This window comes from Pseudomonas sp. Arb-4-2C (genome assembly GCF_055755015.1).
In genome coordinates, this window is the sequence record NZ_CM146899.1 from 757,980 (window position 1) to 782,707 (window position 24,728).

General features: G+C 60.2%; 25 protein-coding genes. 14 read left to right on the top strand and 11 right to left on the bottom strand.

The genetic code is table 11. The annotated features are described in order from the left end of the window. Positions 1 to 621: 621 nt before the first annotated feature. From AC0J41_RS03315 to AC0J41_RS03325, 3 genes are all read left to right on the top strand, one after another. The gene (locus AC0J41_RS03315; RefSeq protein ID WP_473014556.1) at positions 622 to 984 is read left to right on the top strand and encodes a DUF6124 family protein; all 363 of its coding nucleotides are present in this window, start codon (positions 622 to 624) and stop codon (positions 982 to 984) included. Between the two features lie 275 nt (positions 985 to 1,259). Continuing rightward, the gene (locus tag AC0J41_RS03320; protein WP_473014557.1) at positions 1,260 to 1,898 is read left to right on the top strand and encodes a DUF6036 family nucleotidyltransferase; all 639 of its coding nucleotides are present in this window, start codon (positions 1,260 to 1,262) and stop codon (positions 1,896 to 1,898) included. Beyond that, entirely contained in the window at positions 1,882 to 2,328 is a 447-nt protein-coding gene (locus AC0J41_RS03325) for a hypothetical protein (RefSeq protein ID WP_473014558.1), read from the top strand. Before AC0J41_RS03320 ends, AC0J41_RS03325 begins: the two co-directional genes overlap by 17 nt. Before the next feature lie 51 nt (positions 2,329 to 2,379). On the opposite strand, the gene nagE is transcribed toward AC0J41_RS03325, so the two are convergent. The 7 genes from nagE to AC0J41_RS03360 all read right to left on the bottom strand — a co-directional run bounded on the left by nagE (position 2,380) and on the right by AC0J41_RS03360 (position 10,955). Further along, a complete protein-coding gene (gene nagE / locus AC0J41_RS03330) occupies positions 2,380 to 4,095 on the bottom strand; it encodes an N-acetylglucosamine-specific PTS transporter subunit IIBC (RefSeq protein WP_473014559.1) in 1,716 nt (571 codons plus the stop codon). 23 nt (positions 4,096 to 4,118) lie between these two features. Beyond that, positions 4,119 to 6,632, bottom strand: a complete 2,514-nt coding sequence (gene ptsP / locus AC0J41_RS03335) for a phosphoenolpyruvate--protein phosphotransferase (protein WP_473014560.1) — start codon at positions 6,630 to 6,632, stop codon at positions 4,119 to 4,121. A 34-nt stretch (positions 6,633 to 6,666) separates the two neighbouring features. Next, a complete protein-coding gene (locus tag AC0J41_RS03340) occupies positions 6,667 to 7,689 on the bottom strand; it encodes an SIS domain-containing protein (protein ID WP_025112176.1) in 1,023 nt (340 codons plus the stop codon). Further along, on the bottom strand, positions 7,670 to 8,776 hold the full coding sequence (gene nagA / locus AC0J41_RS03345; RefSeq protein ID WP_025112177.1) for an N-acetylglucosamine-6-phosphate deacetylase: 1,107 nt from the start codon (positions 8,774 to 8,776) through the stop codon (positions 7,670 to 7,672). The genes AC0J41_RS03340 and nagA overlap by 20 nt, the downstream gene beginning before the upstream one ends. A gap of 47 nt (positions 8,777 to 8,823) precedes the next feature. Beyond that, a complete protein-coding gene (locus AC0J41_RS03350) occupies positions 8,824 to 9,555 on the bottom strand; it encodes a GntR family transcriptional regulator (RefSeq protein ID WP_473014561.1) in 732 nt (243 codons plus the stop codon). A gap of 283 nt (positions 9,556 to 9,838) precedes the next feature. Next, the gene (locus tag AC0J41_RS03355; RefSeq protein WP_025112179.1) at positions 9,839 to 10,354 is read right to left on the bottom strand and encodes a L,D-transpeptidase family protein; all 516 of its coding nucleotides are present in this window, start codon (positions 10,352 to 10,354) and stop codon (positions 9,839 to 9,841) included. A gap of 49 nt (positions 10,355 to 10,403) precedes the next feature. Beyond that, entirely contained in the window at positions 10,404 to 10,955 is a 552-nt protein-coding gene (locus AC0J41_RS03360; protein WP_025112180.1) for an NUDIX hydrolase, read from the bottom strand. Positions 10,956 to 11,101: 146 nt separating this feature from the next. On the opposite strand from AC0J41_RS03360, the gene AC0J41_RS03365 reads away from it, so the two are divergent. The 5 genes from AC0J41_RS03365 (at position 11,102) to purT (ending at position 14,610) form a co-directional block, all read left to right on the top strand. After that, positions 11,102 to 11,701: a CoA pyrophosphatase gene (locus tag AC0J41_RS03365; RefSeq protein WP_473014562.1), complete on the top strand. Its 600-nt coding sequence runs from the start codon at positions 11,102 to 11,104 to the stop codon at positions 11,699 to 11,701. 47 nt (positions 11,702 to 11,748) lie between these two features. After that, positions 11,749 to 12,273 (top strand): gamma carbonic anhydrase family protein, encoded by a 525-nt coding sequence (locus AC0J41_RS03370; RefSeq protein ID WP_025112181.1) that lies wholly within the window; start codon positions 11,749 to 11,751, stop codon positions 12,271 to 12,273. Next, complete coding sequence (locus AC0J41_RS03375; protein WP_123534348.1) at positions 12,270 to 12,485, top strand: DUF1289 domain-containing protein; 216 nt, start codon at positions 12,270 to 12,272, stop codon at positions 12,483 to 12,485. The genes AC0J41_RS03370 and AC0J41_RS03375 overlap by 4 nt, the downstream gene beginning before the upstream one ends. A 375-nt stretch (positions 12,486 to 12,860) precedes the next feature. Continuing rightward, entirely contained in the window at positions 12,861 to 13,328 is a 468-nt protein-coding gene (locus AC0J41_RS03380) for a VUT family protein (protein WP_025112183.1), read from the top strand. A gap of 100 nt (positions 13,329 to 13,428) precedes the next feature. Beyond that, positions 13,429 to 14,610, top strand: a complete 1,182-nt coding sequence (gene purT, locus AC0J41_RS03385) for a formate-dependent phosphoribosylglycinamide formyltransferase (RefSeq protein WP_473014563.1) — start codon at positions 13,429 to 13,431, stop codon at positions 14,608 to 14,610. 105 nt (positions 14,611 to 14,715) lie between these two features. Here the strand turns inward: purT and AC0J41_RS03390 are convergent, their stop codons facing one another. From AC0J41_RS03390 to AC0J41_RS03400, 3 genes are all read right to left on the bottom strand, one after another. Further along, positions 14,716 to 16,032: an MFS transporter gene (locus AC0J41_RS03390; RefSeq protein ID WP_025112185.1), complete on the bottom strand. Its 1,317-nt coding sequence runs from the start codon at positions 16,030 to 16,032 to the stop codon at positions 14,716 to 14,718. A gap of 352 nt (positions 16,033 to 16,384) precedes the next feature. Next, entirely contained in the window at positions 16,385 to 17,617 is a 1,233-nt protein-coding gene (locus AC0J41_RS03395) for an HlyC/CorC family transporter (protein ID WP_473014564.1), read from the bottom strand. 12 nt (positions 17,618 to 17,629) lie between these two features. After that, positions 17,630 to 18,442 (bottom strand): cytochrome C assembly family protein, encoded by an 813-nt coding sequence (locus AC0J41_RS03400; protein WP_025112187.1) that lies wholly within the window; start codon positions 18,440 to 18,442, stop codon positions 17,630 to 17,632. A gap of 195 nt (positions 18,443 to 18,637) precedes the next feature. Between AC0J41_RS03400 and ffh the strand changes: the two genes are divergently transcribed. From ffh to AC0J41_RS03430, 6 genes are all read left to right on the top strand, one after another. Beyond that, positions 18,638 to 20,014, top strand: coding sequence for a signal recognition particle protein (gene ffh / locus AC0J41_RS03405; RefSeq protein ID WP_025112188.1), 1,377 nt, complete (start codon positions 18,638 to 18,640; stop codon positions 20,012 to 20,014). Between the two features lie 251 nt (positions 20,015 to 20,265). Further along, positions 20,266 to 20,517: a 30S ribosomal protein S16 gene (gene rpsP / locus AC0J41_RS03410; RefSeq protein WP_003185073.1), complete on the top strand. Its 252-nt coding sequence runs from the start codon at positions 20,266 to 20,268 to the stop codon at positions 20,515 to 20,517. 5 nt (positions 20,518 to 20,522) lie between these two features. After that, complete coding sequence (rimM, locus tag AC0J41_RS03415) at positions 20,523 to 21,059, top strand: ribosome maturation factor RimM (protein ID WP_473014565.1); 537 nt, start codon at positions 20,523 to 20,525, stop codon at positions 21,057 to 21,059. A gap of 3 nt (positions 21,060 to 21,062) precedes the next feature. Then, positions 21,063 to 21,815, top strand: coding sequence for a tRNA (guanosine(37)-N1)-methyltransferase TrmD (trmD, locus tag AC0J41_RS03420; protein ID WP_025112189.1), 753 nt, complete (start codon positions 21,063 to 21,065; stop codon positions 21,813 to 21,815). Positions 21,816 to 21,860: 45 nt separating this feature from the next. Further along, positions 21,861 to 22,211 (top strand): 50S ribosomal protein L19, encoded by a 351-nt coding sequence (gene rplS, locus AC0J41_RS03425; protein WP_003175895.1) that lies wholly within the window; start codon positions 21,861 to 21,863, stop codon positions 22,209 to 22,211. 148 nt (positions 22,212 to 22,359) lie between these two features. Next, on the top strand, positions 22,360 to 22,773 hold the full coding sequence (locus AC0J41_RS03430; RefSeq protein ID WP_025112190.1) for an acyl-CoA thioesterase: 414 nt from the start codon (positions 22,360 to 22,362) through the stop codon (positions 22,771 to 22,773). Between the two features lie 105 nt (positions 22,774 to 22,878). Here AC0J41_RS03430 and AC0J41_RS03435 read toward each other — a convergent pair whose 3' ends face one another. Then, a complete protein-coding gene (locus AC0J41_RS03435) occupies positions 22,879 to 24,687 on the bottom strand; it encodes a cation:proton antiporter (protein WP_473014566.1) in 1,809 nt (602 codons plus the stop codon). Between the last annotated feature and the right edge of the window lie 41 nt (positions 24,688 to 24,728).

Below are 24,728 nucleotides of genomic sequence, written 5' to 3' on the forward strand. Positions count from 1 at the left end.
GGCTTGCCCCAACGTTCGGCCCACTCGCTAAGGCTCGGGGTTCCTTCGCTCCGTGATCCATCCGGGCGCATCGTCTCCGGTTTGCTTCGCTGCACCTCCTCTCGATGTGTTCGACTTCGTCGAACGGTCGCTGCGCTCCCACCCCCGGATAAATCCCTCCACTCAGCCTGCCGACGGGGCCTGTGAATCAAGATCAAGAGCTTTCGGCGAGCTGACACTCGACCATTTGAGTGGGGCGGCTTTGCCGCGGTGGAGGTTTGCAATTGGAAACTGTGGGTGCTGGCCTTGCTGCCGACCTGTTTCTTGCAGATGCACTCAGTCCAACTGTAGGAGTGAGCCTGCTCGCGATAGCGACCTCACAGCCAACCAAAAATCGCAGATGTACCCAATCCCTGTGGGAGCCTGGCTTGCCAGCGATAGCGCCCTGACAGCCGCCCTTTTTCTAGCTGAATGCACACAAACCCCACTGTGGGAGCTAGCCTGCTGGCGATGGGGCCAATCCAGTCAACATAGAGATTTGGTATGTTTAAATCTGTGTCGAAATCGCAGAACCTTCCCACGATGTTTTCAGGTTGTCCGTCAGGCGCCCGCTCTCTACGCTCTATTGCGTGCAGAGTTTTTATGTCCGATAAAGTTGTTCCAGATCCACCCCACGAAACCACCACTCCACTCGAAGAAGCCCTCCGCGCCGAAGAGATGGTCCGAAACCGCGAAGCCATCAAACGCGCCCTCGATTTCTACCTCTGTCCCGAACCCGCAAAATCTCGCCGACCCAGCACGATGTTCCTCGTCCATCCCGGTGTCGACACCGAAAGCCTGCTTGCCCACGCCTGTGAGTCCTTGGCCTCAGCAAGCGCCGCCAGCAACTTTGCTAACGAGTTAACCGGTGCGCAACGCAGCACTGCACTAGGCATCCAGCAAATCGTCATGCTTGCCGAACTGGCAGTAAACCGAGCACTGGATCGGGTCGACCCACAAACCTGACGACCGCGTCATCGTTCATCGCCAGCAGGCTGGCTCCCTCATTTGAAATGCATTCCCTGTGGGAGCGGGCTTGCTCGCGAAAGCGTTTTCGCAGTTGTCGGAATACATCCTGTACCTCATCAAATAGCAGTTTTTTCCTACCGTTTTTTCAGGTTGTCCCTCGGAAGTAGCCTCTCTACCTTAGGTTGTCTCTGGCAACAGCGGGCCTGGCAATAGACCGAAAACGGGATGTAGCTCCGTTCACTGAAACCTTCGATATGACTCTGAGGTTCAAAATGGAATTGCGTCCCGTCGTCACACCTCGTATCAACACGAATACTGCGTTGGGACGGGCGCTGGTATCGATGTTCAAGTCAGTCGAGGCGGAACTGATTCAGGAGAACTCAGCACCGGGAGCGGTGAAGATCATTGTGTTTGGAGGATGCGCAGTTCACCTCTATACCCATCACCGCATATCGTTGGATGTCGATGCGGAAATCTATGAGGCATGCATTCCGGCAGGATTCGACTTGCGCACACTACTGGCGGAGGTCCCGGAGCCCTTTGTCGATGAGCTTTCTGCTCGAAAGATGGAGTTGAACTACGACCTGCAATACAACACTAGCTTTGGCCCGATTCACGAGGATTATTGGTCTCGAAGTATTCCCATGTCAGAGTTTTCGCTGGAGTCTCCTCTACACATCCATATTGCTGCACCCGTCGACATAGCCATTACAAAGTTGGGCAGGGCTACAGATCACGATATTGCAGACATCAATGCGCTTCTAAGGTGTGGGTTCATACTGACCGGCGAACTACGGCGTCTGGCATTGCAGGCAATTGATGTATATGTTGGCAATAAAGCGCAATCGACCTCTGTTCTGACCAACATATTGCAGGACTACCTGGAGAAAGCAGATGCCGAAGGTGAATGACGCTCACGTCCTCTCATCCGCGTTAGACACTCTCGTCAGAAGCCCTCTGAATCAGGCCGACGACGTAGCACTGGTGAGTGCTGCGAAAGAAGTCTGGTACTCGGATTCGAATGTTGAAAGCGAGGTCAAGGCGTTCCTGAAGCATCATCGTGATGATATTGAACGCCGTCGTGCCGCTTACCTGCTGGAGCGATTTACGCGGTTCTCGTGTGTCTCGGATACCCGCGTGCTGGAAACGCTTCATGCGTTGGAGCTTTTCGCGCACTCGACGCCGAAGCAGGATGTCGCGCCTCCAATCAAGGTTTCGTTACGCAATCGCAAAGATGAATTGGCCGTCTCCTGGGGATTAGCAGAAAGCCTTGGATTGAAGGTTCAAACGCTGATGCCATTTCAGACCCGCCATTACCAAGCGGAACAGCATTCATCCTGAGCTGAATTTGTCGGCGATAAAACCCGGCCTAAGCCGGGTTTTTTGTGTCGATTAAACCTTCGCACTCACCTCGCTGCGATTGACCAACGCCTCAAGCGCTCCGCTCAAGCTTGCAGCCTTGTCACCCACCAACAGATGCCAGATTCCACCTTCCAACTGGCTGACACCCTGGCAGCCCAGCTCTTTCAACTGAGCCTCGGACAACGCCTTGCCATCCGCTAGTTGCAAGCGAATCCGGCTCATCGCAATGCAGTCCAGTTGCAGCACGTTGTCGCCACCGCCCAGCGCATTCAACCATTGCTGGGCCTCGGAACCGGCGACCACAATCGCTTTTGGTTCATCGATAACCACCGCTGACGTAGCTACCAGCGCACGCCCCAACGCCGGCATCGCCAGGCGAATCTCATCAGCAATACTGTCGGCCATCGGTCCGACAACTACCTGCAAACTGCCACCCTTGCCCGGACGGACCACCGCCATCGCACCCAGTGCTTTCAGATCAGCATCGGAGGCCTTGTTGCGATCGACCATTTCCAAGCGCAGACGGGTGGTGCACGCACCCACCGTCACCAGATTCTCTGCGCCACCGAGTGCCTTGATGTAGGCCGCAGCGCGCTCGTTCTCGGTGAGAACAGCCTTGTCGGCCGCCGCAACATCTTCACGCCCCGGCGTTTTCAGATTGAAGCGACGAATGCAGAAATCAAACACCGCGTAATACACCACGGCATACGCCAGCCCCACGGGAATCACCAGCCAGCCATTGGTCGAGCGTCCCCAACCCAACACCATATCGATAAAACCGCCAGAGAACGTGAAGCCCAGGTGAATGTTCAACGCATTGGTAATCGCCATCGACAACCCGGTCAGCAACGCATGCAGCAGATACAACAGCGGCGCCAAAAACATGAAGGCGAATTCGATGGGTTCGGTTACCCCGGTCAAAAACGAGGTCAGGGCCATCGACAGGAAAATCCCGCCCATCACTTTGCGCCGCTCCGGCAGGGCGTTGCGGTACATCGCCAGGCAGGCTGCCGGCAGGCCGAAAATCATCATCGGGAACATGCCGGTCATGAACTGGCCGCCCTTCGGATCACCGGCGAAGTAGCGTGAAAGGTCGCCAGTCACCAGCGCACCTGTGGTCGGATCGGTGAAATTGCCGAACACGAACCACGCCATGTTGTTGAGGATGTGGTGCAGGCCAGTGACGATCAGCAAGCGGTTGAACACGCCGAAGACGAAGGCGCCGAAGCTGCCGCTTTCCATCATCAGGCTGCCGAAGCTGTTGATGCCATGCTGGATCGGCGGCCAGATGTAGCCGAACACTACGCCCAGACCGACCGCCGCAAAACCGGTGACGATCGGCACAAACCGACGCCCGCCGAAGAACGCCAGATACTCCGGCAGCTTGATGTCCTTGAACCGGTTGTATAGCGCACCAGCCATCAGGCCGCTGACGATCCCGGCGAGCATGCCCATGTTGATGCTCGCGTCGAGCACCTTGAGCGTGGAGATCATCACCAGATAACCGATTACTCCGGCGAGGCCGGCGGTGCCGTTGTTGTCCTTGGCGAACCCGACGGCGATGCCGATGGCGAAAATCATCGCCAGGTTGGCGAAGATCACTTGCCCGGCATCGTGGATGATCGCGATGTTCAGCAGGTCGGTGTCACCCAGACGCAGCAGCAGGCCGGCAATCGGCAGGATCGCGATCGGCAGCATCAGCGCGCGGCCGAGGCGTTGCAGGCCTTCGATGAAGAGTTGGTACATGGCGTTCGTCCTTTTTGTTTTTGTTAGCGCAGAGGCCAATGTTGATGACAGGCGTGACGAACCGCAGCGGCGCTGTTCAGTTTGAGCAGGTCGTGGCTGAGGCGTTGGCATTCGGCCTCGTGCAACTGACGCACGCGGTCCTTGATTTCCCCGATCTGCACCGGGCTGACCGACAGTTCGGTGACGCCCAGGCCGATCAGCACTGGTGTTGCCAGTGGATCGGAGGCGAGGGCGCCGCAGACACCGACCCAACGCTTGTGCACCGCTGCGCCTGCGCAGGTCATGGCGATCAGGCGCAGCAGCGCCGGGTGCAGGGCATCGACCCGGGCGGCCAAGCCTGCGTGGTCGCGATCCATGGCCAGGGTGTATTGCGACAGATCGTTGGTTCCGATCGAGAGGAAGTCGGCGTGTTCGGCCAGTTGCTCGGCTTGCAGCGCGGCGGCGGGGACTTCGATCATCACGCCGATTTCCGGGCGTTGGCTGATGCCCAACTGCAGACACAGCGCATCGACGCGCTGACGGATGTGCAGCAGTTCATCGACCTCGGTGACCATCGGCAACAGGATTCGGCAACGGCGCAGAGGGCTGACTTGCAGCAGCGCACGCAGTTGCTGGTCGAGGATTTCCGGACGGGCCTGAGCGAGCCGAATGCCGCGCAAGCCGAGCACCGGGTTGGCTTCGGCAGGCAGCGGCAGGTAGTCGAGTTGCTTGTCGCCGCCGACGTCGATGGTGCGGATGATCACCGATTGGTCGCCCATCGCATCCAGCACGGCTTGATAGGCGACGCGCTGTTCTTCAACGTCTGGCGCCGTTTGGCGATCAACGAAAAGGAATTCGGTGCGCAGCAGGCCGACGCCGTCGGCGCCGTTGGCGAATGCGTCGGCCGCTTCAGCACTTGAGGCGACGTTGGCGACCACTTCGATCGCCACGCCATTGCGCGTTTCGGCGGGCAGGTGGGCCTTGGCTTGTTGTGCGTCGCGGCGTTGCTGGCGCTCGATTTGCGCTTGCTGAACTTCGGCCAGGCGTTCGGCGTTCGGGGTCAGTTCAAGGCGACCGCCGTCAGCATCCAGTACCACTGATTGCCCTTGCGGCTGATCGAGCAAAGCCGACCCCAGCGCAACCATGCACGGCAGACCCTTGCCCCGCGCCAGAATCGCCACGTGCGAGGTCGCGCCGCCCTCGGCCATGCACAATCCGGCGACACCTTGCGCGCTGAGTTGCAGCAGATCCGACGGCGTCAATTCATGCGCGGCAACGATGGCGCCGGCCGGCACCTCGTAATGCCAGGCTTCGCCAAGCAGCGCACGCAGCACGCGTTGCTTGAGGTCGCGCAGGTCATTGGCGCGTTCGGCCAACAGTGCGCTGCCGGTGTGTTGCAGCACGTCACACTGGACATCGATCGACTGGCTCCAGGCGTGAGTCGCCGCCGCGCCTTGGTCGATGGCGTGCTGTGCGGCGTCGAGCAAGGCCGGGTCTTCGAGCAGTGCCAGATGCGCCGCGAAGATCGCTTCTTCGTCGGCGTTCTTGTGCTTTTTCGCTTGGGTCAGGGTGGCTTGGATTTCGCTACGAACCTGACTCAACGCCGACTCAAGAACCTGTTGTTGCACCCGCGGATCATGATTGCCGGTATCCGCCGGCAGACTGATCGCATTCAGGCGAAACAGCGGCCCACCGACCAGTCCCGGTGCGGCGCACACACCTTGCAGGACGCCAGCTTCGGCGGGGCGTTTGCGTGGTGCAGCGCTGACCGGTGCGACGGTGTGGTGATCCTCGGGCAGCGTGGTGGCCAATGCGCCGAGCAACGCTTGCAGCGCGGCTTCGGCGTCCGGCCCCTGGCAACTGACCTGCACTTCATCCTGCTCACCGACGGCCAACCCCATCAGCCCGATCAGGCTGTTGCACGGCGCCGATTTGCCAGCGAAGTGCAGCTGCGATTGGCTCTTGAAGCCTTGCGCGGTCTGGCGAATCAGCGCAGCAGGGCGCGCATGCAGGCCGCCACGATGAGCCACCAGCACATGCCCGTGGACCTCAGGCCCGCCAAGCATTTCAGGATTAGCCGCCGCACTGTTGCGGGCAACGATGTGCAGCAGGGGGTCACCGACCTTTACCGCCTTGAGCGTGATCGGGCGCACCTGAAAATCCTGACTGTTGGTCAGGATCAACAGGCTGACCAGGCTTTTGCATTGCTGGCCGACCTTGTCCAGGTCGTAGCGCAACAAAGGCTGACCCTTGCTGACGCGGCCACCTTCCTTGACCAGCATCGAGAAGCCTTCGCCGTTCAGTTCAACGGTGTCCAGGCCCAGGTGCAGGAGGATTTCCGCGCCGTTGTCGGCACGCACCGTGAGCGCGTGGCCGGTGCGGGCGACGTGAATGATCACCCCGGCGCACGGCGAATACAGCGTGTCGTTGATCGGGTCGATGGCAATGCCGTCACCCATCGCGCCGCTGGCGAACACCGCGTCCGGGACTTTGGCGAGCGTGAGCACCGGGCCGCTGAGCGGGGCGCTGAGGGTCAGCTCTTTATTGTTGTTGTGCATGGCTCGGTCTCATCAGGTGTGCAGTCATTCGGACTTAGTGCGTGCGGGTCACTTTGCTCAGGTGGCGCGGTTGATCCGGGTCCATGCCTCGGGCCACGGCCAGGCCGGCGGCCATCACGTAGAAACTCTGGATCGCCAGGATCGGGTCGAGGGCCGGGTGTTCGGCGCGGCTCAGGGTCAGGTCGCGTTCGAGAATGTCGTCCGGCGCGGCGAGCAATACACGGGCGCCGCGTTGACGCATCTCCGCCGCGAGGCTGATCAGACCGGCCTGCTCGGCGCCACGTGGCGCGAACACCAGCAGTGGATAGTGCTCGTCGATCAGGGCCATCGGGCCGTGACGGACTTCGGCACTGCTGAAAGCTTCAGCCTGAATCGCCGAGGTTTCCTTGAATTTCAGCGCTGCTTCCTGGGCGATGGCAAAGCCTGCGCCACGGCCGATAACCATCAGCCGTTCGCAATCGCGCAGCGCGTCGATGGCGGCACTCCAGTCCTGTTGCGCGGCTTCGCGCAGGCCTTCGGGCAGGGCGTTGTGTGCCTCGAGTAATTCGCGGTCTTCTTTCCAGTGCGCGATCAGGCGGGCGCTGGCGCTGAGGGTGGCAATGAAGCTCTTGGTCGCGGCGACGCTGCTTTCGGTGCCAGCGAGCAGCGGCAGGCTGAATTCACACGCTGCTTCCAAAGGCGAATCGGCGGCGTTGACCATCGACACGCTCAGCGCGCCGCGTTTGCGCAACAGACGCAGGCTGTTGACCAGATCCGGGCTCTGTCCCGATTGCGAAAACGCAAACGCGACCTGGCCGCTGACCTTCAACGGTGCCTGCTGCATGGTCACCACCGACATCGGCAACGACGCCACCGGCACACCCAATTGCTGCATGGTCAGGTAGGCGAAGTAGCTCGCCGCGTGGTCGGAGCTGCCACGGGCGACAGTCATCGCAACTTGCGGCGGCTGACGGCGCAGGCGCCCGGCGATCTCGATCATTTGCGGGTCGAGCTGTTGCAGTTGGGCTTGCACGGCCTCGAACGAGGACAGCGCCTCCTCAAGCATTTTTGAAGTCAATGTCTTCTCCTTCGACCATGACAGCGGTCAGTGTGAGTGAGCGATCCAGCCGCACGCAGTCGGCCCAGGCGCCAGGTGCCAGGCGCCCGCGTTCGGTGATGCCGAGGTAGTCGGCGGGAAATTGCGACAGACGCTGCGAGGCTTCGGCGATCGGCAAACCGATCTTCACCAGGTTGCGCAGGGCCTGATCCATGGTCAGGGTGCTGCCGGCCAGGGTGCCGTCGGGCAGGCGTACGCCGCCCAGGCATTTGGTCACGGTGTGGCTGCCCAGCTTGTATTCACCGTCGGGCATGCCGGCGGCGGCAGTCGAATCGGTGACGCAGTACAGGCACGGGATCGAGCGCAAGGCCACACGAATGGCGCCGGGATGCACGTGCAGCAAATCAGGGATCAGCTCGGCGAATGTGGCGTGGGCCAGTGCCGCGCCAACGATCCCGGGTTCGCGGTGATGCAGCGGGCTCATGGCGTTGTAGAGGTGAGTGAAACTGGTCGCGCCGGCATCGAGTGCAGCGACCCCTTCTTCGTAACTGCCAAGGGTGTGGCCGATCTGCATGCGCACACCACGGCTGCTCAACTCGCGGATCAAAGCGTCGTGACCGGCGATTTCCGGGGCGATGGTGATCACCCGAATCGGCGCCAGCGCCAGATACTCTTCGACTTCGGCCATCAACGCGGTGTGCGCGAAGTTCGGTTGCGCGCCGAGTTTGCCGGGATTGATGTACGGGCCTTCGAGGTGTACGCCAAGCACGCGGGCGGCGCCTTTCGGACGCTGTTCGCAGAATTCTCCGACTTCCTTCAGGACGCTGGAGATCTCGGCGCTCGGTGCGGTCATGGTGGTGGCCAGCAGCGAGGTTGTGCCGAAGCGCACGTGGGTCTTGGTGATGGTCTCGAAGGCGCTAGCGCCTTCCATGATGTCTTTGCCACCACCGCCGTGGACGTGCAGGTCGATGAAGCCCGGCAGCAGATACGGCAGGTCATTGTCGGCCGGATCGCAGGGCACGCCTTCGATCGACACAACTTTGCCGTGTTCGTGGATCAGCCGGCCGCGAACCCAGCCGCTGGCGGTGAGGATGTTGTCTTCGGACATTTCGGTTCTCGCTGTTTGACGGCGCGCCTGATCAGCCGCGCGGCTCTTTATCGGCGAAGCTCTGCAACAAAGTCGTAGTAGTCGTTGCGGCAATAGGTGTCGGTGACTTCGATCGGCGTGTTGTCTTCCAGATAACCGACCCGGGTCATCAGCAGCATGGCGGTGCCGGGGGCGATGCCGACCAGCGCGGCAAACTCGTCCGAGGCGTTGATCGCCTGAATGTGCTGCAGGGCGCGGACGATCGGTTTGCCGATGCCGTCGAGGTATTCATAGAGCGAGTCGCCGACCAGTTGCGGCTTGGGCATGATCGCGGCGGGCAGGGTGCTCATCTCGATGGCCATCACGGTGTCGTCGGCCTTGCGCAGGCGTTTCATGCGCGCGACCTTGTCGTTCGGCGACAGGCTGAGGCGGATCAATTCTTCGTGGGTCGGCAGGGTGACTTCACGCTCCAGCCACTGCGAGCTGGGCACAAACCCCTTGAGGCGGAGCATTTCGCTGAAGCCTGAGAGGCGCGACAACGGTTGTTCCAGACGTGGCGTGATGAACGTGCCGGAACCTTGCAGGCGACGGATCAGGCCTTGATCGAGCAGCACCTCCAGCGCCTTGCGGGCAGTGACCCGGGAGATGCCCAGTAACTCGCTGAGGTTGCGCTCGGACGGCATCGCCTGCTCGGCCTTCCACTGCCCGGCGTGAATGGCCGATTCCAGATTGCGCGCCAGCTGCAGGTACAGCGGCGTCGGCTGGGAGTCATCTGGGCGTAGGGCCTGGAGGTCGTTCATGTAGGTCATTTCCGGCGCGAGTATAGGATTGTTGTGGCTCGCTTGTGGGGCGGAAATTAATACCACTTGAATACCATGTCAACGCATGGAAATGGTCTGCAGCCCAATGAAATGGCGGGTTCTGAGTGTGATGTATTGAAGTGGTATTAGTGGTGGGCGGTAAAATACAAAAAATCGCAGCCTGCGGCAGCACCTACCGTTCAGAGTGGTATCACCCCTGTAGGTGCTGTCGCAGGCTGCGATCTTTTGATTTATTTTTTTGCAGGTGACCAGTGATGGGTCGTTACGGGCGAATCTCGATCATCGTGCCGTCCGGCACCAGGCCCCAGACCTCGCGCATGTCCATGTTGCGCATGGCGATGCAGCCGTCGGTCCAGTCCAGGGTGTGGAACAGGTCTTCAGGCGTTTCCTCCGAATCCGGAGTGCCGTGGATCATGATCATCCCGCCAGGCTCGACGCCTTCACGCCGGGCGCGCGCCGAGTCGCTGATGTTCGGGTAGGAAATGTGCATCGCCAGGTTGAATTTTTCACTGACCTTGCGCCAGTCGATCCAATAAAAACCTTCCGGGGTGCGTTTGTCGCCTTCAATCAGTTTTGGACCCTTTTTCGCGCCCTTGCCCAAGGAAATACGGTAGGTCTTGATCGGCTTGCCGTCGGCGATCAGTTGCAGTTGATGCGCCGATTTGAGCACCAGGATTTTTTCGATCAGCGGCGTATTCGAGGGCGTCACGGTGGTCACGAAGGACGCTTGTGAGAGCGTGGCGAACGACAGGCAAAGCAGGGCAAGCAACCAGCGCATTGAAACGATTCCCCAGGGAGTGACGCAGATATTTTATTTATGGAAGCTTTCAGGTGATGGCAGGCTGAGCCAGCGGCGGTATCGATTCGGAGCGAACCGGGTAGGTTTCGGCGCGACGGTCAGCGAAGAAGCATTCTAAGGTACGCCCCACCGTGCGGAAAGCCAGCTCGTCCCAAGGAATGTCGGCTTCGTCGAATAGTTGCACTTCGAGGCTTTCGGGGCCGGCGGCAAAGTCCAGGTCGGCCAGTTCTGCGCGAAAGAACACATGCACCTGGCTGATGTGTGGCACATCGATCAGCGTATAGATGCTCAGGTTGCGCACCCGGGCGCAGGCTTCTTCGGCGGTTTCGCGAATCGCGGCCTGTTCGATGGTCTCGCCGTTTTCCATGAAACCGGCGGGCAGCGTCCAGTAACCCAGGCGTGGCTCGATGGCGCGGCGGCAGAGCAGCACCTGGCGGCCCCAGGTCGCGACGCAACCGGCGACGATATTGGGGTTTTGATAGTGAATGGTCTGACAGCTGTCACAGACAAATCGCAGCCGCGAATCGCCTTCGGGAATGCGCTGGGTCACCGGGTTGCCGCACTGGCTGCAAAATTTCATGCTGGGGTTCCTGAATGCTGCGCCTATCTTGGCGTGCAGCGGTGCCGGTCGGCAAGTTGTCGTTTCGCGACATGGCCCGGCGAGGGGCTTGGGCGGCTGCAATGATTGGTGCATGATGCAGGGTAAGGCACAGATCGAGAACACTCATGCTGGACGAGCTACTGCATAGGGTAAGCAACCACACACCGCGCACGCTGGAGACCGATAAACGTTTCCCCGAGGCCGCTGTTCTGGTGCCGATCACCCGCAGTGACGAGCCCGAGCTGGTGCTGACCCTGCGCGCCAGCGGCCTTTCGACCCATGGCGGCGAGGTGGCCTTTCCTGGCGGACGTCGTGATCCGGAAGACCCTGACCTGATTTTCACTGCCCTGCGCGAAGCCGAGGAGGAAATCGGTCTGCCGCCGGGGCTGGTCGAGGTCATCGGCCCGCTCAGTCCGCTGATTTCGTTGCATGGCATCAAGGTCACGCCTTATGTCGGGGTGATCCCGGACTTCGTCGAGTACCAGGCCAACGATGCCGAGATCTCTGCAGTCTTCAACGTGCCGCTGGAATTCTTCCGCAAAGACCCGCGTGAACACACGCATCGAATCGATTATCAGGGCCGCAGCTGGTACGTGCCGAGTTATCGTTACGGTGAGTTCAAGATCTGGGGGCTGACGGCGATCATGATCGTCGAGTTGATCAATCTGCTCTATGACGAACAGATCAGCCTGCACCATCCCCCCAAAAGCTATATCAATACCTGAAGCCATCGCTCGAATGGCCCGTCATTGTGAGCCCTGAGGAAAACAAGATGAAATACCGCCTGGGCGACGCCCGCGTCGACACCCACCCACAGAGCTGGGTCGCGCCCAATGCCGTGCTGGTGGGCAAGGTCAGACTGGAAGAGGGTGCCAACGTCTGGTTCAACGCCGTGCTGCGCGGTGATAACGAACTGATACTGATCGGCAAGAACAGCAACGTCCAGGACGGCACGGTGATGCACACCGACATGGGCTACCCGCTGACCATCGGCACCGGTGTGACCATCGGTCATAACGCCATGCTGCATGGCTGCACCGTCGGCGATTACAGCCTGATCGGCATCAACGCGGTGATTCTCAACGGTGCAAAGATCGGCAAGAACTGCATCATCGGCGCCAATTCGCTGATCGGCGAAGGCAAGGAAATCCCTGATGGCTCGCTGGTGATGGGCTCGCCGGGCAAGGTCGTGCGCGAGCTGACCGAGCCGCAGAAGAAGATGCTTGAGGCCAGCGCCGCGCACTATGTGCATAACTCGCAGCGTTACGCGCGTGATTTGGTAGAGCAGGAAGAATGAACACGCCGGAGAGACCGGTCGCCTCGCCGTGTGTGAATATCTGCGCACTGGACGAGGACGATATTTGCACAGGTTGCCAACGCACGGTCGAGGAGATCACGCGCTGGGGCCGGATGACCAATGACGAGCGCCGGGTGGTGCTGGGGTTGTGTCATGAGCGGGCGAAGGCGAGTGGGTTGGTGTGGATGATTCCCGGGAAATCAGGCGCCTGAGAGGCCGCCTTCGCGAGCAAGCCCGCTCCCATATTTGATCTGTGCCAGCCCTGCCATTGGATTCACTGAAGATCCAGTGTGGGAGCGAGCCTGCTCGCGAAGAGGCCGGCACAGTCGCGACTTCATATTGGTCAAAAACAATCCCTGAAGAATTCTGTGCGGCAAATTGACAGGTCGCCCTCCATGACTTTCCATCGCCTACATCAGTAGCGTCGTGCTCCCACATTTGATCTATGCCAGCCCTGCCATTCGGATTCACTGAAGATCCAGTGTGGGAGCGAGCCTGCTCGCGAAGAGGCCGGCACAGTCGCGACTTCTTATTGGCCCAACTCCCAGCCTGAAGTAACCTGTGCGCCAATCCGACAGGTCGCTTCCATGATTTTCCTCATCGCCTACATCAGCAGCGTCGTGCTGATCAACTTCGCATTCTCCACCGCGCCGCACCTGGACATCATCTGGTCCGCATGGGGCGGGCTGGTGTTCGTGCTGCGCGACATGGTGCAAACCCGCTTCGGTCATGGTGCGATTGTGGCGATGCTGGCGGCGCTGGTGTTGTCGTACGTCACGTCCGATCCGTCCATCGCCTTGGCCAGCGCCACGGCGTTCGCTGTCTCCGAGATCATCGATTGGCTTGTCTTCAGCATCACCAAACGGCCGTTGCGTGATCGCTTGTGGATCAGCTCGGCGCTGAGCATTCCCCTCGATACCTTCATCTTCTTCGGCATGATCGACCTGATGACGCCACCGGTGATCATCACCGCACTGGCCTCGAAGTTCGCCGGTGTCACCGCCGTTTGGCTGATCATGGCCTGGCGCGAGCGCAAACAGGCTGTCGCCAGCTGAAGCCAAACCCTCGGGTTCATGTAAAATGCCGCGCTTTCTCCCCATGGAAAGCGCGTCTGACGCTGCTTTCCTCGATGATCCGCTTCTTTGAGGACCTGAGATGACCCGTATCGGAACTCCATTGTCGCCAACCGCGACCCGCGTATTGCTGTGTGGCTGTGGTGAGTTGGGCAAGGAAGTGGTGATCGAGCTGCAACGCCTGGGCGTTGAAGTGATTGCCGTCGACCGTTACGCCAACGCGCCGGCCATGCAGGTTGCCCATCGCAGCCACGTGATCAACATGCTCGACGGCACCGCGCTGCGTGCGGTCATCGAAGCCGAGAAGCCACACTTCATCGTGCCGGAAATCGAAGCCATCGCCACCGCCACGCTGGTCGAGCTGGAAGCCGAAGGCTTCACCGTGATCCCGACCGCACGCGCTGCGCAACTGACCATGAACCGCGAAGGCATCCGTCGTCTGGCGGCTGAAGAGCTGGACCTGCCTACTTCGCCGTACCACTTTGCCGACACCTTCGAGGACTACAGCAAAGCTGTTCAGGACCTGGGCTTCCCGTGTGTGGTCAAGCCAGTGATGAGCTCGTCGGGCAAGGGTCAGAGCCTGCTGCGAAGCGCCGATGACGTGCAGAAAGCCTGGGATTACGCGCAAGAAGGTGGCCGCGCCGGCAAAGGCCGGGTGATCATCGAAGGTTTCATCGATTTCGACTACGAAATCACCCTTCTGACCGTGCGCCACATTGGTGGCACCACGTTCTGCGCACCGGTCGGTCACCGTCAGGAGAAGGGCGACTATCAGGAATCCTGGCAGCCACAGGCCATGAGTCCGATTGCTCTGGCTGAATCCGAGCGCGTGGCCAAAGCCGTGACCGAGGCGCTGGGTGGTCGTGGTCTGTTCGGTGTCGAGTTGTTCATCAAGGGTGATCAGGTGTGGTTCAGTGAAGTCTCGCCACGCCCGCACGACACCGGTCTGGTGACCCTGATTTCTCAGGACCTGTCGCAGTTCGCGCTGCACGCCCGCGCCATTCTCGGCCTGCCGGTGCCGCTGATCCGTCAGTTCGGCCCGTCGGCCTCGGCAGTGATTCTGGTGGAAGGGCAGTCGACCCAGACAGCCTTTGCCAACCTCGGCGCTGCGCTGAGCGAGCCGGATACCGCGCTGCGTCTGTTTGGCAAGCCGCAAGTGAATGGTCAGCGCCGGATGGGCGTGGCGTTGGCGCGGGATGAGTCGATCGAGGCTGCGCGTGCCAAGGCGACCCGGGCTGCCCAGGCTGTCGTCGTCGAGCTGTAAACCGAGGCACGACATTCGCGAGCAAGCCCGCTCCCACAACAGGTTTTGTGTACGCCACAGATCCAATGTGGGAGCGGGCTTGCTCGCGAAGCTTTTGATCTTCCGTCAGGCAATCTGATTCAGATCGTTATTGCGCGTTTCCTTCAGGCACAACACCGCAATCAAACTCAGCACTGCAGCCCCCGAAACATACCCGCCGACATAACTCAGCCCGCCCATCGCCACCAGCTTCTGCGCAAAGAACGGTGCTGCCGAGGCGCCGACAATGCCGCCCAGGTTGTAGGCGGCCGACGCACCGGTATAGCGCACGTGTGTCGGAAACAGTTCTGGCAGCAGCGCGCCCATTGGCGCAAATGTCACGCCCATCAAGAACAGCTCGATGCACAGGAACAGCGCCACACCCCAGGTCGAACCCTGCGTCAGTAATGGCTCCATCAGGAATCCGGACAGAATCGCCAGCACGCCACCGATGATCAGCACCGGTTTACGCCCGTAACGGTCACTGGCCCAGGCGGACAACGGTGTCGCTGCAGCCATGAACAGCACGGCAAAACACAGCAAGCCAAGGAACGTCTCACGGCTGTAGCCGAGAGTGGACACGCCGTAGCTCAGGGAAAACACTGTCGAGATGTAAAACAGCGCATAGCACACCACCATCGCCGCCGCGCCGAGCAAGGTTGGCACCCAGTATTGGCTGAACAATTCGACCAGCGGTACTTTCACCCGCTCCTGACGGGCAATGGCGTTGGCGAAGACTGGGGTTTCGTGGAGCTTGAGGCGCACGTACAGGCCAACCATCACCAATACCGCACTGAGCAGGAACGGAATCCGCCAGCCCCAACTGCGGAACTGTTCGTCGTTGAGGGTCATGGCCAGGGTCAGGAACAGGCCGTTGGCCGCGAGAAAACCGATCGACGGGCCAAGTTGCGGAAACATGCCGAACCACGCTCGCTTACCCTTGGGTGCGTTTTCCGTGGCCAGCAGCGCTGCACCGCCCCATTCGCCGCCGAGTCCCAAACCCTGACCGAAGCGCAGCACGCACAGCAGAATTGGCGCCCAGGCGCCGATGCTGGCGTAACCCGGCAGCACGCCAATCAGCGTGGTGCAGACCCCCATCAGCAACAGCGAGGCGACCAGCGTCGATTTGCGCCCGATGCGGTCGCCGAAGTGGCCGAACAATGCCGAGCCCAGCGGGCGTGCGAGGAAGGCGATGCCGAAGGTGAGAAACGCCGAGAGCATCTGCGCGGTGCCAGAGGTCTGCGGAAAGAACACCGGCCCGATCACCAGCGCGGCGGCGGTGGCATAGACGTAGAAGTCGTAGAACTCGATGGCGGTGCCGATGAAACTTGCCGTCGCCACGCGGGTGGCGGAGTTGGTTGGCTGGGCGGGTGCGATAGCGCTGCAAGCGGTACTGGTCGTCATGCGGTGATCCCTGACAGTTATGGCTCCGTTGGAGCGAATTATTATGGTCGAGCACCCAGGGATGTGGGATGAGACGCGTCGCTGTTTCGAGTAGGAACAGTCGTCGGGGTGATGCGGATATAGCCGAAGTCGCAGGAGTGCAGGGTAAGCACAGGGCTCGGCGGCGCTTGGGTAAGCGTTTGGATTATAGGAAGCGGGCTAACGATTGAACAAGAGGGATAAAACAGCCAGCGCAATTTGAAGGCGAATGAATCTGTGGCGAGAGAGGTTGCTCCTGCTGGGTTGCGCAGCCGTCCCTCTTTTGACGTGCTGCCGCGATTTTGCGGTCGCTGCGCGCCCTCGCGACAAAGGTTTAAACCTTGGCAGGCACCAGGCTCGTATGCCAGATCAACACCTTGCTCACCCGGTTCTCCTCGGTTTCGAGAATCTCCAGTCGGTAGCGCCCGATCTTCAGGCACACCGCGCTTTCCGGAATGCTCTCCAGCGCTTCGGTCACCAGGCCGTTGAGGGTTTTCGGGCCGTCGCTGGGCAAATGCCAACCCAGGCATTTGTTCAGTTCGCGGATCGACGCAGTGCCGTCGATCACCATGCGCCCGTCGGCCTGTGGATGGATGTGCGGGTTGTCGAGGCTGTGCTCGCTTTCGAATTCGCCGACGATTTCTTCGAGAATGTCTTCCAGAGTAACGATGCCCAGCACCTCGCCGTACTCGTCCACCACCATGCCCAGACGACGCTGCTGTTTGTGGAAATTGAGCAGTTGCAGTTGCAGTGGCGTGCTTTCCGGCACGAAGTACGGCTCGTAGCTGGCGGTCAGCAGCGCCTCGCGGGTCAGGTTGCCGTCGTTGAGCAGGTGGCGGATTTGCCGAGTGTTGAGCACCGCTTCGACCTGATTGATATCACTGTGGAACACCGGCAGGCGCGTGCGCTTGTTGTGGCGCAGTTGTTCGATGATCTCTTCGATCGAGTCGTCGAGGTTGATGCCGTCGACATCGCTGCGCGGCACCAGAATGTCATTGACCGTGATGTTGTCCAGCGCGTGGATCCCGGAAACCGGGTGCGCGCGGGACGGGTGTTCCGGATCGTCGTGGCGGTCGGCAGGCTCTTCGTCTTCGCTCTGCTGCACCACTTGGGCCTTGCGGGCGAAGGGGCGCATCAGCAGACCGCTGATGCTGCTCAGCAGCCACGCCAGCGGGTAAAGGATTTTCAGCGGTATGGCCAGCAAGGTATTGCCGAACGAAAGCACGGCGTCCGGATAGCGCTGGGCCACGGTGCGCGGAAAGTAATCGGCAAACACCAGCAACACGGCTGCGGCGCCGAGGCAGGCAGCCCAAGGGCCGTTCTCTTCGCAAAGGAAGATCGCCAGTAGCGTGGCGATGACTACCGCGAGGGCGCGGCACAGGGTGTTGCACAGAATCAGGCTGTCGAGCGGGAAGCTCAGCTTCGCCAGCGGTTTATCGCTGGCGCGCGAGGCGGCGCGTTGCGCGAGCAGGTGCTGCTGCGCGATTTCGACGGCGGTAAACAGTCCTGACCATAAAATCAGCAGGACAAAAACCGCGAGCATCGGCCCTATGGGCAAACCGTCCATTTATGCCGCCCGTCAGATGTGCAGGATGTATTCACGAACCAGTTTGCTGCCGAAATACGCCAACATCAGCAGGCAGAAACCGGCGAGGGTCCAGCGAATCGCTTTGTGACCACGCCAGCCGAGGCGATTACGGCCCCACAACAGCACGCTGAACACGACCCAGGCCAGGCATGCCAGCAGGGTCTTGTGCACCAGATGCTGGGCGAACAGGTTTTCGACGAACAGCCAGCCGGAGATCAGCGACAGCGACAGCAGCGTCCAGCCGGCCCAGAGGAAACCGAAAAGCAGGCTTTCCATGGTTTGCAGCGGCGGGAAGTTCTTGATCAGGCCTGACGGGTGCTTGTGCTTGAGCTGGTGATCCTGCACCAGCAACAGCAAGGCCTGGAACACCGCGATGGTGAACATGCCGTAGGCCAGGATCGACAGCAGGATATGGGCGAGGATGCCCGGCTCTTCGTCGATGATCTGCACCGTGCCGGCGGGCGCGAACTGCGCCAGCAGCACCGTGGCCGCACCCAGTGGGAACAGCAGCACCAGCAGGTTTTCCACCGGGATCCGTGAGCAGGCCAGCAACGTCAAGGCGATGACGGCGGCGGCAATCAGGCTGGCGGCGCTGAAGAAGTCCAGGCCCAGGCCGATCGGCGTCAGCAGGTGGGTGAGCAGGCTGGCGCTGTGGGCCAGCACGGCAAGAATGCCGAGCGTAACCAGCAGGCGCTTGTTCGCCTTGGCGCCGGAGGCCAGGCGGGTGCCCTGATAAAGGGTCGCAGCGGCATAAAGAAGCGCGGCGGCGAGAGTGGTCAGCAAACTGGGTGACAAGGGGAGCATAAATCCTGTTAGGCAAGCCCGAAAGGCGCTGAGTTTGGCATAGAACCGTCATACCACGAAAGTGCGAGGTGTCCGCCCGACGCAGTCTTCGCTATAATCCGCGACCTGCCCACGCCGCAGGCTCGCCGAGCACAAGTTGATTCCGGTCTGGGCCGCCATTATCCCGGTCTACACAGGGCCTGAAAGGATCGCGCAATGTTTGAAAACTTAACCGACCGTCTCTCGCAGACGCTGCGCCATGTCACCGGCAAGGCGAAGCTGACTGAAGACAATATCAAAGACACCCTGCGCGAAGTGCGCATGGCGTTGCTCGAAGCTGACGTCGCCCTGCCGGTGGTCAAGGACTTCGTCAATTCGGTCAAGGAGCGCGCTGTCGGCACCGAGGTGTCGCGCAGCCTGACGCCGGGCCAGGCGTTCGTGAAGATCGTCCAGGCCGAACTCGAAAGCCTGATGGGCGCGGCCAACGAAGATTTGAACCTGAGCGCTGTGCCGCCGGCAGTCATTCTGATGGCCGGTCTGCAGGGTGCCGGTAAAACCACCACTGCCGGCAAGCTGGCGCGCTTCCTTAAAGAGCGCAAGAAGAAGTCGGTCATGGTTGTGTCGGCGGACGTTTACCGTCCTGCGGCTATTAAACAGCTGGAAACCCTGGCCAACGACATCGGCGTGACGTTCTTCCCGTCCGACCTGAGCCAGAAGCCGGTCGACATCGCCACCGCAGCTATTAAAGAAGCCAGGCTGAAATTCATCGACGTGGTCATCGTCGATACCGCCGGTCGTCTGCACATCGACGAAGAAATGATGGGTGAGATCAAGGCGCTGCATGCCGCGATCAATCCTGTTGAAACCCTGTTCGTGGTCGATGCCATGACCGGTCAGGACGCCGCCAACACGGCCAAGGCCTTTGGCGATGCGCTGCCACTGACCGGTGTGATCCTGACCAAGGTCGACGGCGACGCCCGTGGCGGTGCCGCGTTGTCGGTACGTGCAATCACCGGCAAGCCGATCAAGTTCATCGGTATGGGCGAGAAGAGCGAAGCGCTCGATCCGTTCCATCCTGAGCGTATCGCTTCGCGAATCCTCGGCATGGGCGACGTGCTCAGCCTGATCGAACAGGCCGAAGCGACCCTCGACAAGGACAAGGCCGACAAACTGGCCAAGAAGCTGAAGAAGGGCAAGGGCTTCGACCTCGAAGACTTCCGCGATCAACTGCAACAAATGAAGAACATGGGCGGCCTTGGCGGCCTCATGGACAAACTGCCGAGCATCGGCGGCGTCAACCTGTCGCAAATGGGCAACGCCCAGAACGCTGCAGAGAAGCAGTTCAAACAGATGGAAGCCATCATCAACTCCATGACCCCGGCCGAGCGTCGCGACCCTGAGCTGATCAGCGGTTCGCGCAAGCGCCGGATCGCCATGGGTTCCGGCACCCAAGTGCAGGACATCGGCCGCTTGATCAAGCAACACAAGCAAATGCAGAAGATGATGAAGAAATTCTCCGCCAAGGGCGGTATGGCGAAAATGATGCGCGGCATGGGCGGTATGTTGCCCGGCGGCGGCATGCCCAAGATGTAAAGAATTTGCGCCGGTCGTCGCACCGGCGCAGACCCCGCAAGGACGCGGGATCAACAGCAAACCCGCACTCGGCGGGAGCTGACTGGCCGTTTTCATCGACGGCTCTATATGCAAATCCGCACGGCATGCCATAGGCGCCGGAAAAAGTCATTTGCAAAAGTCCGGATATTCCTTAGAATATGCGGCCTTTCGGGCACCCATGCCCGCTGTGCATTTAGATTTGCAGCACCGACTACAGGAACGATGTTCACATGCTAACAATCCGTCTTGCCCTTGGCGGCTCCAAAAAGCGCCCGTTTTACCACCTGACCGTAACCGACTCGCGTAACCCGCGTGACGGCTCCCACAAAGAACAGGTTGGTTTCTTCAACCCTGTTGCCCGTGGTCAGGAAATCCGTCTGTCCGTGAACCAAGAGCGCGTAGCCTACTGGCTGAGCGTTGGTGCACAGCCTTCTGAGCGTGTTGCTCAGTTGCTGAAGGAATCTGCCAAGGCTGCAGCCTGAGCAGTATGAGCGCGACGCCAGAAAAAGCTGATGACCTGATCGTTGTCGGCAAGATTTTTTCGGTTCACGGCGTTCGCGGCGAGGTGAAGGTCTTTTCCTTTACCGATCCGATTGAAAACCTGTTGGACTACCGCAACTGGACGCTTCGGCGCGAAGGCGTGGTGAAACAGGTCGAGCTGGTCAGCGGCCGATCCACTCAAAAGGATCTGGTTGCCAAGCTCAAAGGCCTCGACGATCGCGATGAAGCCCGTCTTCTGAGCGGTTATGAGATTTGCATCTCGCGAAGCCTTTTGCCCAACCTGACAGGCGACGAGTACTACTGGTACCAGTTGCAGGGTCTGAGCGTCATCAACCAGGACGAGCAATTGTTCGGCAAGGTTGATCACCTGTTGGAGACCGGCGCGAACGATGTATTGGTGGTCAAGCCCTGCGTGGGCAGCCTGGATGATCGCGAGCGGTTGTTGCCCTACACAGAGCAATGCGTGCTGGCAATCGACCTGGATGCAGGCGTGATGCGGGTGGAATGGGACGCGGACTTCTAAGCAATGGCCAGCCTGCGCGTAGACGTCATAACGTTGTTCCCCGAGATGTTCTCGGCCATCAGTGAATACGGTATTACCAGTCGAGCGGTCAAACAGGGGCTATTACAGCTGACCTGTTGGAACCCGCGGGATTACACGACGGATCGGCATCACACTGTGGACGATCGCCCGTTTGGCGGTGGTCCGGGCATGGTGATGAAGATCAAGCCCCTGGAAGATGCTCTGGTTCAGGCCAAGGCAGCAGCCGGGGAGGCGGCGAAGGTGATTTACCTGTCCCCCCAAGGCCGTCAACTGACTCAGTCGGCGGTACGCGAGTTGGCACAATCGGATGCATTGATCCTGATTGCCGGCCGCTATGAAGGCATTGACGAGCGTTTTATTGAGGCTCATGTCGATGAAGAGTGGTCGATTGGTGACTATGTACTGTCTGGCGGCGAGCTGCCGGCCATGGTCATGATCGATGCGGTTACACGACTGCTGCCTGGAGCTTTAGGGCATGCGGACTCCGCCGAGGAAGATTCCTTTACGGATGGTCTGCTGGATTGCCCGCATTACACCCGACCTGAGGTGTATGCGGATCAGCGTGTACCCGACGTGTTGCTGAGTGGCAACCACGCGCATATCCGGCGATGGCGTTTACAGCAGTCCCTTATCAGGACCTATGAACGACGCGCCGATCTTCTGGAAAGCCGCTCGCTTTCTGGAGAAGAGAAGAAGCTGCTCGAGGAATACATCCGCGAGCGGGACGATAGTTAACAACGTATCGATGGTAAATCAGTTGATTTACCTTAGGAGCACAGCATGACCAACAAAATCATCCTTGCACTCGAAGCAGAGCAGATGACCAAAGAAATCCCTACCTTTGCCCCGGGCGACACCATTGTCGTTCAGGTGAAAGTGAAGGAAGGCGATCGTTCCCGTCTGCAAGCGTTCGAAGGCGTTGTAATCGCCAAGCGTAACCGCGGCGTGAACAGTGCGTTCACCGTTCGTAAAATCTCCAACGGTGTTGGCGTAGAACGTACTTTCCAGACCTACTCCCCGCAGATCGACAGCATGGCTGTTAAACGTCGCGGTGACGTACGTAAAGCCAAGCTGTACTACCTGCGCGACCTGTCGGGTAAAGCAGCTCGCATCAAGGAAAAACTGGCTTAAGTCCAGCTTCCGATGCAGAAAAAAGCAGCCTACGGGCTGCTTTTTTGTTGCCCGCAATAAACTGCCCCCACCCTGTAGGAGCTGCCGAAGGCTGTGATCTTTTGATCTTGTTTTCGATGTGCAGTCTACTTTTTACGAGTCAGCTCACATGTCTATCCGTGACCAGGAAATCGAACGCCGCACCGAACTCTCGGTGACCCGCGTGACCAAAGCGGTCTTTCCGCCGACCACCAACCACCACAACACCCTGTTCGGCGGCACCGCGCTGGCGTGGATGGACGAAGTGTCGTTCATTACCGCCACCCGCTTCTGCCGCTTGCCGCTGGTGACGGTGTCCACCGACCGCATCGACTTCAATCACGCGATCCCGGCCGGCTCCATCGTCGAGCTGGTAGGGCGGGTGATCAAGGTCGGCAATACCAGCCTCAAGGTCGAGGTGGAAGTGTTTGTCGAAAGCATGAGCTGCGATGGGCGCGAGAAGGCGATCCATGGGCAGTTCAGTTTTGTGGCGATTGATGATGACAAGCGGCCGGTGCCGGTGTTGCCGGGTTTTGCGGCCTGATCCAAAACCGAGCCGCGGCCTTCGCGAGCAGGCTCGCTCCCACAGGGTTCATGTCGATCACAAAAAAGAACCTGTGGGAGTGGGCTTGCTCGCGAAAGCGTCAGCTCAGGCGCCGCTGCTCTCAGGCTGAATCAACGCCAGCAACGTCCACCCCGGCCCAGGTTTCAAAGCAGTCTCCGGCGTCACCACATGCACCCAGCCACTGTCATCACGCATGAACAGTAACGTCGCGCGATTGCCATGCAGCGCACGGTAGTCATCCCAGCCGAAGCCGTCGGTCAGTGTTGTGCTGTACAACTCGGCACCCTGGCCCATCTGGCTCGCCAGCTTCGCGTAGGTAAATGCTTCGCTGCCCAACTGATTGCCGCGATGCTCAAGGCTGGCGCGGTGCTTGTCACTGCGTCGGCTTTCATGGCCGCTGGCCAGGCCAAACAAGCGTTGATGGCCGAAGTCATGACGAAAGCGCATGGCCGCCAAGGTATTGAGTTCGCCCGACGGCGACAGCGCCAGCAAATGCCCCAGCCCGACCAGATCCAGATGCGCATCGGCATGTTGCGAGGCCGGGTTGCCAAAATACGTCGGCAAGCCTTCCATGCGCGCCGCTCGAATATTTTCCCAGCTCGAATCGGTCAGCAGCACCCGGCTGCCCAGTTGCTGCAGTGACTTGCCCAGCGCTCGCGCCGGAGCGTTCGCGCCGACGATCAGGAAACCGCTTGGCGCCGGCTCGGCAACCTTCAGCAGCCGTGCCAGTGGTCGTGCCGTGGCGCTCTGCAGAACCACGGTGCCGATGATCACCGCAAACGTCAGCGGTACCAGCAGCAGGGCGCCTTCATGCCCGGCCTCATGCAGGCGAATCGCGAAAATCGCCGACACCGCCGCCGCCACGATTCCGCGTGGCGCGATCCAGCACAGCAAAGCACGCTCACGCCAACTGAGGCTGGAGCCGGCGGTGCTGAGCAGCACATTCAGCGGTCGCGCGATCAATTGAATGACCAGCAACAGAATCAGTACCAGCGGCCCCAGCCCGATCAGGGCGTGCAAGTCCAGACGCGCCGCCAGCAGAATGAACAGCCCGGAAATCAGCAGCACGCTGAGGTTTTCCTTGAAGTGCAGAATGTGCCGCACATCCACGCCCTTCATGTTGGCCAGCCACATGCCCATCAGCGTCACCGCCAGCAGGCCGGACTCGTGCATCACCTCGTTGGCAGCAATGAAAATCCCCAGCACCGCTGCCAGCGAGGCGAGGTTGTGCAGGTATTCCGGCAGCCATTGTCGACGTATCACCGTGCCGAGCAGCCAGCCACCGACAATGCCGAACAGCGCGCCGCACAGAATCACACCGCCGAACGTAAACAGACTCTGCTTGAGTCCATGGCCTTCGGCGCTGGCGATAATGAAGCTGTAAACCACAACGGCGAGCAGAGCGCCGATCGGGTCAATGACGATGCCCTCCCAGCGCAAAATGTTAGCGATCGAAGCTTTTGGCCGCACCACGCGCAGCATTGGCACGATCACTGTCGGGCCGGTCACCAGCGTCAGGCTGCCGAAAAGAATGGCCAGCATCCAGTCGAAACCCAGTAGAAAGTGAGTCGCCACCGCGATGACAACCCAGGTCGAAATCGCACCGAGGGTCACCAGGCGATGGACGACGCTACCAATCTCCTTCCATTCAGACAGATGCAGGGTCAGGCTGCCCTCGAACAGAATCAACGCCACCGCCAGCGACACCAACGGCATCAGCAGCGGGCCGAACATTTCCTGCGGATCGAGCCAGCCCAGCACCGGGCCGGCGAGAATCCCGGTCAGCAGCAGAAAAAGAATCGCCGGCAGCTTCAAACGCCACGCCAGCCATTGGCAACCCAGCGCAGCGACGCCAATCCCGCCAAATGCCAATAGAATTTGCTGCTCGTTCATTGATGCTCCCTGTTCCTTGAAATTGCGGGCTATGAAAGACT